Annotated in this window: 8 protein-coding genes; 5 read left to right on the top strand and 3 right to left on the bottom strand. The window is 72.1% G+C overall.

Going from position 1 to position 9,747, the window contains the following annotated elements; genetic code table 11:
- The first annotated feature begins 289 nt into the window (after nt 1-289).
- From GA0115233_RS38775 to GA0115233_RS38755, 5 genes are all read left to right on the top strand, one after another.
- Nucleotides 290-805 (top strand): hypothetical protein, encoded by a 516-nt coding sequence (locus GA0115233_RS38775; RefSeq protein WP_093725335.1) that lies wholly within the window; start codon nt 290-292, stop codon nt 803-805.
- A gap of 134 nt (nt 806-939) precedes the next feature.
- Nucleotides 940-2,349, top strand: coding sequence for an extracellular solute-binding protein (locus GA0115233_RS38770; protein WP_093725333.1), 1,410 nt, complete (start codon nt 940-942; stop codon nt 2,347-2,349).
- On the top strand, nt 2,346-3,305 hold the full coding sequence (locus tag GA0115233_RS38765) for a carbohydrate ABC transporter permease (protein WP_093725331.1): 960 nt from the start codon (nt 2,346-2,348) through the stop codon (nt 3,303-3,305). The genes GA0115233_RS38770 and GA0115233_RS38765 overlap by 4 nt, the downstream gene beginning before the upstream one ends.
- Before the next feature lie 14 nt (nt 3,306-3,319).
- Nucleotides 3,320-4,174, top strand: a complete 855-nt coding sequence (locus tag GA0115233_RS38760; protein ID WP_093725330.1) for a carbohydrate ABC transporter permease — start codon at nt 3,320-3,322, stop codon at nt 4,172-4,174.
- Complete coding sequence (locus GA0115233_RS38755; protein WP_093725328.1) at nt 4,171-5,562, top strand: glycoside hydrolase family 32 protein; 1,392 nt, start codon at nt 4,171-4,173, stop codon at nt 5,560-5,562. The genes GA0115233_RS38760 and GA0115233_RS38755 overlap by 4 nt, the downstream gene beginning before the upstream one ends.
- On the opposite strand, the gene GA0115233_RS38750 is transcribed toward GA0115233_RS38755, so the two are convergent.
- The 3 genes from GA0115233_RS38750 to GA0115233_RS38740 form a co-directional block, all read right to left on the bottom strand.
- A complete protein-coding gene (locus tag GA0115233_RS38750) occupies nt 5,525-6,589 on the bottom strand; it encodes a LacI family DNA-binding transcriptional regulator (RefSeq protein ID WP_093725326.1) in 1,065 nt (354 codons plus the stop codon). The two genes, GA0115233_RS38755 and GA0115233_RS38750, sit on opposite strands and share 38 nt — an antisense overlap.
- Nucleotides 6,590-6,694: 105 nt before the next feature.
- Nucleotides 6,695-9,037 carry a SpoIIE family protein phosphatase gene (locus tag GA0115233_RS38745; RefSeq protein WP_093725324.1) on the bottom strand — a complete coding sequence of 781 codons (2,343 nt, stop codon included), beginning with the start codon at nt 9,035-9,037 and terminating at the stop codon, nt 6,695-6,697.
- 57 nt (nt 9,038-9,094) lie between these two features.
- On the bottom strand, nt 9,095-9,562 hold the full coding sequence (locus GA0115233_RS38740) for a peroxiredoxin (protein ID WP_093725322.1): 468 nt from the start codon (nt 9,560-9,562) through the stop codon (nt 9,095-9,097).
- Nucleotides 9,563-9,747: the final 185 nt, after the last annotated feature.

Genomic DNA, 9,747 nt, shown 5'->3' with positions numbered 1-9,747 from the left:
GGGCCTGTCGTTTGGATCAGCCTGGCTCTGATCGACGGTCCGTCGTGACTGAGCCGAGCGGGGGCGATGGGGGTGCCCCCGCGCGAGGTTGTTCGAGCGTGGGGGAGCGTGCAGCTGCAAGGCGGAGGAGGGAGTCGACGCGATGGGGGTCCCTCCCGCGCGAGCGAAGCCGAGCGTGGGGGAGTCGGCGACCGACGACAACGCGGCTGGGGGTCCCCCCTCTGGGGGAGTGCGTGCCAGACCCCGCGACGCCGGGATAATCCAAACGACAGGCCCTAGGTTGGCCCCTGTGAACGAGCGGGGTTTCCGGTACGTCGGACCGGCCGAGCTGCGCGCCGCCGTCCGGACCGGTGACGGCGGGCGTCGCATCGGCTCGGCGGGCGACTTCGAGGCCTGGGCCGGGGAGCAGCCGGTGGCCGAGTTGGCCGAGCCGTTCACGTACGTCGTCGGCTTGGACGGGGTGCTGCGGCTGGCGCCGCGGCGGAGCGAGCACGTGGGCTGTGCCGGCGGGCAGCGGGTGCTCGGCGCCGGGGAGATCGGTTTCGTGCGGGAGACCGGGCGGTGGGGTGTCGGCGAGGTCAGCAATCAGTCGACCGGGTACTGCCCCGACCTCACCTCCTGGGCCGCGGTCGCCCGTGCGCTGGACGCGGTGGGGCTGCGGCGGCCGTCCGGCTTCACGTACGAGGTGGTGTTCCGGCGGTGCACCGGCTGCCAGGAGTACAACATCGTGCGCGAGGACGACTACGTCTGCGTCTTCTGCGGCGGCGAGCTGCCCACGGTGTGGAACGTCGACCCCACCGCGTAGGCCTGACCACCGCCACGACCCAACCTAACCTAACTCGTTAAAGGTCAACACCCGCACCACCCTTGACAGCCCTGACACGGCCTACACATCATCTGGGGCGTCACTGCTCGACTAACACGAGTTAGGTCCGTCCGATGACCGACGCGCACCTCACCCGCCGCACGCTGCTGCGGTATGGCGCCTACGGCGCGGGAGCCGCCGCGCTGGCGGGTACCGCCGCCTCCTGGGACCGGCTCACCGGAGCCGACATCCCGGGCCGCGACGACGGCTCCCTCGTCGTCGCCACGCTCGGCCCCGCCTACGGCCCGGAGGCCGTACGCACGCTCACCGAGGGCTTCAAGGAGGTCCATCCCGACATCAAGCTGCGGATCAACGCGGTGCAGGCGGTCGACTGGTCGGACTTCTTCGCCAAGATCCTCACCCAGATCGCCGCAGGCACCGCCCCGGACCTGGTCTACGTCGCCACCGAGGGCGTCCAGCTCTTCGCCGAGCGCCTCGGGGTGGCGCTGGACAAGTGGGTCAAGCGGGACGCGGACGAGCTGCGCGAGTACTTCGCCGACGTCCACCCCTCGCTGGTGGAGTCGATGATGTACGAGGGGAGCCTCTACCAGCTGCCGGTGGAGTTCAACGCCGCCGACATGTACCTCAACCGGCAGGTGCTGGACCGCGCCGGGGCCGGTTTCCCCGCCGCCGACTGGACCCGCGACGACTTCACCGCGCTGCTGCGGGAGATGAAGCGGTCCAGCGGGTCGCAGTTCACGCCCTACTTCTGGACGAACCGCCTGTGGGGCGGTGTGGTGCCCTGGCTGTTCGCCAACGGCACCAACCTGCTCGCCGAGTCCAAGGCGCCGGGCGGCCGGTGGCTGTGGGACGGCTTCTACCCGGCCGCCGAACGGCGGGGCCGCGGCGGCGGGTTCCGCTGGACGACCCCGCAGGCCACCGACGTACGGGTGGAGGAGGCGTACGACTATCTCGCCTCGCTGATCCAGGAGGACCTGTGCACCCGCCCGGAGGGCGGCAACGGGCAGAACCTGGTCGGTGTGTTCTCCACCGGCCGGGTCGGCGTCACCCCCGCGGGCGGCTTCTGGGCGGGCGGTCTGCATCTGGCCGGAATGAAGGCCGCCGACTACGACGTGCAGTACTTCCCGCGCTGGCGCACCCAGCGCATGCAGTTCGGCGCCGCCGGTTACGCGCTCCTGCGCACCTCCCAACGGCAGGAAGAGGCCTGGGAGTTCATCAAGTACGCCGCCCGCCGCGACACCCTGATGCGGCTGTTCGAGACCAACCAGACCACCCCGGCACGCCGCTCGATGCTGACCGCCGACCGCTACCGCGAGACCGGCCCGCGCCACTGGCAGGTCTTCTACGACACCCTCGACAAGTTCCCCGACACCGGGCCGATCCCCGCGCCGCCGCAGGTCGCCGAGGTGGAGCAGGTGCTGCTCAAGCACACCGGCACGGCCCTGGCCTCGCGGCGCTCGGTGGGTCCCGCGCTGCGCCGGATGCAGAACGACCTGGAGCGGGCCATGGAGCGTGAGATATGACGGACACCCAGACCCCCCGGATCCAGGCCGTACGGCCGCGTGCGGCGACCCCCGCCGCGCCCCCGCCGAAGGCGTCCGCCCGCGACCGGGGTACCCGGCTGCTGGCGGCGCTGTTCCTGGCACCGACCGTCGTCGGCATCGTGGTCTTCACCGTCGTACCGATCGCCGGATCGATCGTGCTGAGCCTGTTCCACTGGAACGTCATCGACGACCCGGAGTTCGCCGGGGCCGCCAACTACCGTGAGGTGTTCACCGATTCGACGGTGCTGGTCTCGTTCCGCAACACCCTCGTCTTCATGGTGCTAGCGGTCGCCCTGCAACTGCTGATCGCGCTGGTCCTGGCGCTCGCCGTGAACGGGCGGATGCCGATGTGGCTGCGCTCGGTGTTCCGTTCGGCGTTCTTCTTCCCGCTGGTGCTGTCGGCGGCGTCGATCTCGGTGGTGATGAAGTACCTGTTCAACCAGGACTTCGGGGTGGTCAACTGGCTGCTCGGGCTGGTCGGGATCGCGCCGGTGCCGTGGCTGACGTCGGAGAACGCGGCGATGACAGCGGTCGTCCTGGTCTATGTGTGGCAGCAGTTCGGGTTCTCGTTCCTGCTGTTCGTGGGCGGGCTCAACAACATCCCGAAGGAGATCCACGAGGCGGCCTCGCTCGACGGCGCGACGGGCCTGCGCAAGCACCTGTCCGTCACCCTGCCGCTGCTCTCCCCCACCCTGCTGGTCGCCTCCGTGGTCGGCATCATCAACGCGCTCCAGGTCTTCGAGCAGCCCTACGTCCTCACCAACGGCGGGCCCGGCGACGCCACCCGCACCGTGGTGATGGTCATCTACGAGAGCGCCTTCGAACAGCTCCGCTTCGGCGAGGCGTCCGCCGTGGGCGTGCTGCTGTTCGTACTGATCATGGCGGTCACCGCCCTCCAGTTCCGGCTCAGCCGGCGTTTCGTCCACTACCAGTGAGCCGGGTGAGTCCCTTGAGCCAAGCCACAGTGAACCTCAGCCGTGCCCGGCACGGCCTCGCGCCCTGGGCGCGGATCGCCGGGCTGACCGTGTGCGCCCTGCTGACACTCGGTCCGGTGGTGTGGACGGTGTCCACCTCCCTGCGCACCCCGGCCGAGTCCTTCGACCTGCCTCCGAAGATCATCCCGACGGATCCCACCGTGGATTCCTACCGAGGTGTCTTCGAGCAGATCGACGTCTGGCTGCTGGCGCTGAACTCGACGCTGGTGACCGCACTGATCGCGGTCGGGCAGATGATCACCGCCGGACTCGCCGGATACGCCTTCGCGCGCCTCGAATTCCGGTTCAAGAAGCCGCTGTTCGCGCTGGTGCTGGCGACCATGATGGTGCCGCTCCAGGTGACCATCGTGCCGGTGTTCCTGGTCCTGAAGTCGATGGGCCTGACCGACACCCTGCTCGGCCTGATCATCCCGGCCTTCCCGACCGCCTTCGGCACGTTCCTGATGCGCCAGTACTTCCTCGGCATGCCCAAGGACCTCGGCGAGGCGGCGATGCTGGACGGCTGCGGGCCCTGGCGCACCTTCCGGTCGGTGTACGCCCCGCTGGCCACCCCCGGGTTGGCGATCGTCGGTGTCCTGGCCTTCAACTACCACTGGAACGAGTTCTTCCGTCCCCTGATCCTGGAGACCTCCGGGCAGAACTACACGCTCCCGCTGGGCCTGGTCTCCCTCCAGGGCAACCTCGGCACCGGGTCGATCTCGGTGGTGCTCGCCGGAGTCGTCCTCTCCATGATCCCCGCCGTCGCCGTGTTCGTCGTCGGCCAGCGCCCTCTGCGCGAGGGCATCACGTCCGCAGGAGTCAACCGTTGAGCCACGCCACCGCGTCCCTGGACCCCAACGCGCCCCGCTTCCGGGTCCGTCCGCCCGCCAACTGGGTCAACGACCCCAACGGGCCGTTCCGTTGGCGTGACCGGTACCACCTGTTCTTCCAGCACAACCCGGACGCTCCCGTGCACGCCAACGTCCACTGGGGCCATGTCTCCAGCGCCGACCTGGTGACCTGGGAGCACCACCCGATCGCGCTCACCCCGACACCGGGCGGGCCCGACGAGGCGGGCTGCTGGTCGGGGTGCGTGGTGGACGACCACGGCGTACCGACGGCTGTCTACACGGGCGTGGACCGCGCCCACACCGGCCTCGGCACGGTCTGCCTGGCCCGTGCCACCGACCCCGCGCTCGACAGGTGGCAGCCCGTGCCGGTGCCGGTGGTATCCGGGCCGCCCGCCGGTCTGGACGTGGTGATGTTCCGCGACCCGTTCGTCTTCCACCACGGGGGCCGCCGCTGGGCGCTGCTCGGCGCGGGCCACGCCGCCGGCACTCCGTCGGTGCTGCTCTACGACTGCGAGGACCTGACCGACTGGCGGTTCGCGGGCGTCCTGCTCGACGGCAACGACCCGGTGGCGGCGGCCGCGTTCGGCGACCGGGCGGTGGGCTGGGAGTGCCCGCAGATGTATGCGACGCAGTCCGGGGACTGGGTGTTGGTGGTCTCGCTGTGGGACGGCGAACCGTGGGCCACCGGTTATGTGACGGGCCGTCTGTTGGCTGGAACGGACGACGGGTTGAGCTTCTCGGCACGGCACGCCGACCGCCTTGACCTGGGTCGCGACTTCTACGCCCCCGCCGTCCTCCAGTCCGACGGCCGGGCCCTGATGTGGGGCTGGTCCTGGGAGGCGCGCGAGCAGGCCGAAGTGGACCGCGCCGGGTGGGCCGGAGTCCTCACCGCGCCGAGGGTGGTGGACGCGCACGCGGACGGGGCACTGCGGGTCTCCCCGGCACCGGAGCTGGAGTCGCTGCGCGCGGCGGAGCCGTTCGTACGGTCGCCGGGCACGGCGGCGCTGCCGTTGTCCTACGATCTGACCGTCACCGCGCGGACCCCGACCACCGTGACCCTGCTCCGCTCCGCCGCGGGCGCGGAGCTGACGGTACGGCTGGACCCGGCGGCGGGGCTGGTGACCCTGGACCGCTCCGGCTGGCCCCGGACGGGCCGCGAGGGGCCCGTTGAGGCGCGGGTGCCGGGCGGCGCGGCGCTGGATCTGCGGGTGCTGGTGGACGGCTCGCTGCTGGAGCTGCTCGTCGGCGACCGGGCGACGATCACCGAACGGGTCTACCGCCGCCCGGACGACCGGGCGGAACTGGTGGTGACCGGCGCGGGCGCCACCGTCACGGGGTGGGAACTGGTCCCACCGATTCCCGGCTGACCACCTCGCACGCCAGCCGCCGAACCGTCGCCGGCGGTGTGCGCCCCGTCTCGATGGCGTCCAGGAGGAGGCGGGCGGCGGCTTCCCCCATCGCCCGGTGCGGCAGCGCCACCGTCGTCAGCGGCGGGGCCAAGTGGGCCGCCATGTGCTCCTGGTCGTCGTAGCCGACGATCGAGAGGTCGGCGGGGACGGTGAGGCCGAGGCGGGTCGCGGCGTGCAGGATGCCTGCCGCGACCCGGTCGTTGTAGGCGAAGATGCCGGTCGGGCGCCGGTCTGCGGGGACGCTGTCCAGGATCCGGAGCGCGCCCTCGTAGCCGCTGGAGATCTCCCCGCCGGTGCGGACCACCCAGGGCCTGGGGACGGTGATGCCCTCGGCGCGCAGGGTGTCCCGGAAGCCGCGCAGGCGTTCCACGGAGGCGATGTCGTCGCTGCCGCCGATGTGGGCGATACGGCGGTGGCCCTGGTCCAGCAGGAGCCGGGCCGCCGTGCGGCCGCCCGCGCGCTCGGCGGGGATGACGGCGGGCAGGGAGTCGTCCTCGGGCAGGCAGTTGGCGAGGACGGAGTGGGTGCGGTGCAGCCCCTCGGGGACGCGGACCCGGCGCAGGGACATGGCCGCGTAGATGATGCCGTCGACGCGGCGGTCGAGGAGTTCGGCGACCGCCGCGTCCTCCTTGGCCGGGTCGCCGCCGGAGTCCACGGTCAGCACCAGGTGGTCGTCGGCCCAGGCGGTCTCCATCGCGCCGCGCAGCAGGCGGCCCGCGAAGGGCGAGGAGGCGATCTCGTCGGTGACCAGGCCGATCACGGCCGTACGGCGGCGGCGCAGGCCGCGGGCGACGGGGTCGGGCCGGTAGCCGAGTTGGGTGGCGGCCTGCCGGATGCGTTCCTGGGTGGCGGGCGAGAGGTTGCCCTCGGCGCGGCCGTTGAAGACGAAGGAGACCGCCGTGTGGGACACCCCGGCGAGCCGTGCGACATCCCGTGACGTGGGCCGTGCCGCCCCCGCCGGCTGCCTTTCCTCACCTGCGCTCATGCCGTCCGCCGCCCTCTGTCCCCGCCCACCGGTTGATCACTCCCACCCTAGCCTGGGAGGACTCCGCGGAGTGAGCGACTGCGGCCCGGCCGGCCGGGCGGGTGCTCAGGCGGGCGGCAGTACCTGTTCCGCCCAGATGGTCTTGCCGCGCCCGGCCTGTCGGCTGCCCCAGCGCTGGGTGAGCTGGGCGACCAGGAGGAGCCCTCGGCCGCCCTCGTCGAAGGCGTGGGCGCGGCGCAGGTGCGGGGAGGTGGAACTGCCGTCGGAGACCTCGCAGATGAGGCTGTGGTCGCGGATCAGGCGGAGCTGGATGGGGGGTTCGCCGTAGCGGATGGCGTTGGTGACCAGTTCGCTGACGACGAGTTCGGTGACGAAGGCCGCCTCCTCCAGTCCCCAGGCGTCCAGTTGATCGGTGGTCTGCTGCCGGGCGACGGACACCGAGGCCGGGTCGGGCGGCACGTCCCAGGTGGCGACCCGGTCCGTGTCCAGCGCCCGGGTGCGGGCCAGCAGCAGGGCCACGTCGTCGCTGGGCTCCTCGGGCATGACCGCCTTGAGCACGACGTCGCACAGGGCGTCCAGGGAGTCGGTGGGCGTGCCCAGCGCCCGGCACAGTTCACCGGTGGCGTGGTCGAGGTCGCGGTCCCGTTCCTCGATCAGGCCGTCGGTGTAGAGGGCGACGACCGCGCCCTCGGGCAGCGTCAACTCCATGGCCTCGAAGGGCAGTCCGCCGACGCCGAGCGGGGGTCCGGCGGTCAGCGGGACGAGGCTCGCGGTGCCGTCGGGGAACAGGATCGCCGGGGGCGGGTGGCCGGCGGCGGCCAGGGTCAGTTTGCGCGAGACGGGGTCGTAGACCGAGTAGAGGCAGGTCGCGCCGAGTTCGGCGGCCTCGTCGTCCAGGTCGTCCGAGGCGAGGTGGCTGACCAGGTCGTCGAGGTGGGTGAGCAGTTCGTCGGGCGGCAGGTCCACGTCGGCGAGGGTGCGTACGGCCGTACAGAGCCGTCCCATGGTCGCCGAGGACGGGATGCCGTGGCCGACCACGTCCCCGACCACCAGCGCGACGCGGCTGCTGGAGAGCGGGATGACGTCGAACCAGTCGCCGCCGATGCCGGCGGGTGAGCCGGACGGCAGATAGCGGTGGGCGACGTCCACCGCCACCTGTCCGGGCAGTCCGCGCGGCAGCAGGCTGCGCTGGAGGGCGAGGGCGGTGCTGCGCTCGCGGGCGAAGCGGCGGGCGTTGTCGATGCAGACGGCGGCCCGGCTGGCCAGTTCCTCGCCCAGCGCGGAGTCGTCGCCGCCGAAGTCCTCCGGATGCCGGATCCGCACCCCCACGACCACACCGAGGGTGGTGCCGCGAGCCCGCAGCGGCAGCGCGATCACCGAGTGCGCGCCGGTCCGGTACGGCCGTCCGGCGGGGCCCTTGGCATTGCGCTCGGCGACCCAGTCGACGAAGTCGGGCTCCCCGGCCTGGGCCAGCACCGCCCGCCCGGAGCGCAGGGCACGGGCGGGCGGGGAGAGGGCGGGGTAGATGTCGGTCTCGCCGAGGTGGACCGCGGCCTCCGGGGTGCCCTCGCGGGCGGAGCCGTGGGCGACCCGGCGCAGGACGACGTCGCCGTCCGCGACGGTGGGCAGTTCCTCGGCGCCGAGGACCCATTCCAGCAGGTCGACGCTGACGAAGTCGGCGAAGCCCGGCACCAGCAGTTCGACGAGTTCCTCGGCGGTGCGCACCACGTCCAGGGTGGTGCCGATGGAGGTGGCGGCCTCGTTGAGGAGAGCGAGCCGCTGCCGGGCCCCGTACTGCTCGCTGCTGTCGAAGGCGGCGAGCGCGACCGCCTCGACCTGGCCGCGGTCGTCGCGCACCGGCCAGATCTCGATGCTCCAGGCGTGCTCCCGGTTGAGCGCGGGGGCGGTCATGAAGCTCTCGTAGCGGACGGGGCGGCCGGTGTCGGCGACCTGGCGCAGGTGTCTGTGCAGGCCGTGGCTCGGCTCGGCGTTCTCGACGGTCTCCGGGAAGGCGCGGCCGAGCAGGGCCTGCTCGGGCACGCCCATCATCCGGCAGGCGGCGGCGTTGAGCCGCAGATAGCGCTGCTGGGTGTCGAAGACGGACATCGCCATGGACGCCTGTTCGAAGGCGCGGGCGCCGAGCGCGGCCTCCGGGCCCTCGCGGGGGCGCACGGTGGTGATCGCGTAGCCGGTGCGGGACCCGTCCGGGCCGAGCAGCGGGCACGCGCAGACACAGACGGCGACGGTGCCCTCGTCCCGGTGGCGCAGGACGACCCGCCCGATGCGGGCGACGAGCGCCTCGGAGGGCACGTCCTCGGCGAGCAGATCGGTCACGGGACGCCCCACGACCTCCTCGGCCGGGTATCCGGTGAGTGTCCGGGCGCCTTCGCTCCACGCCGTCACCAGGCCGTGGGCGTCTACGGTCGCCGCCGCGGCGACTTGCTCCATAGTGTCCAGAATGGTCCCACCGGCGCGGGGCCTCAACCGCGCCGGGCCCCGGGGGCCTCAGTCCTGGAGGCGGCGCAGTGCCTCCAGCGCCCGGTCGGCGTGGGTGTTCATGCGCAGTTCGCTGCGTACGACCTCCAGCACCTTGCGGTCCTGCCCTATGACGAAGGTGGTCCGCTTGGTCGGGGCCAGCGACAGGCCGCGCTTCACACCGAAACGCTCACGGACGGTGCCCTCGGTGTCGGACAGCAGCGGCATGCCGAGGGTGTGCTTCCCGGCGAACTCCTGCTGGCGCTCCACGGGGTCGCCGCTGACGCCGACGGGCCGGGCTCCGACGGCCGCGAACTCGGCGGCCAGGTCCCGGAAGTGGCATGCCTGCGCGGTGCAGCCCGCGGTCATCGCGGCCGGGTAGAAGAACAGCACGACCGGGCCGTCGGCGAGCAGTTCGGACAGTTTGCGGTCGGTGCCGGTCTCGTCGGGGAGGGTGAAGTCCTCGACCGTGTCCCCGATCTCCACACGCGCGCTCAACTTCTGTCCCTCCGTCGTCGGGCCGTATGCGGCGCGATGCTACCGGAGAGTAGAGGCACAGGTTCCGCTCAGTCCCGCGGTTTCCGGTCAGCCCCGCGGTTTCCGGTCAGCCCCGCGGCACGCGGTCAGCACCGCTGCTTCCGGTCAACCCTGCGGCTTGCCGTCAGCGCCGCAGCTTCGGGTGG

This window comes from Streptomyces sp. DI166, from assembly GCF_900091315.1.
Classification (GTDB): domain Bacteria; phylum Actinomycetota; class Actinomycetes; order Streptomycetales; family Streptomycetaceae; genus Streptomyces; species Streptomyces fuscus.
This window is presented reverse-complemented; position numbering and strand designations above follow the sequence as displayed.

Coding starts and splice junctions, on each gene's coding strand:
- GA0115233_RS38770 (WP_093725333.1), top strand. CDS start 940: ATGACCGACGCGCACCTCACCCGCCGCACGCTGCTGCGGTATGGCGCC.
- GA0115233_RS38765 (WP_093725331.1), top strand. CDS start 2,346: ATGACGGACACCCAGACCCCCCGGATCCAGGCCGTACGGCCGCGTGCG.
- GA0115233_RS38750 (WP_093725326.1), bottom strand. CDS start 6,589: ATGAGCGCAGGTGAGGAAAGGCAGCCGGCGGGGGCGGCACGGCCCACG.
- GA0115233_RS38745 (WP_093725324.1), bottom strand. CDS start 9,037: ATGGAGCAAGTCGCCGCGGCGGCGACCGTAGACGCCCACGGCCTGGTG.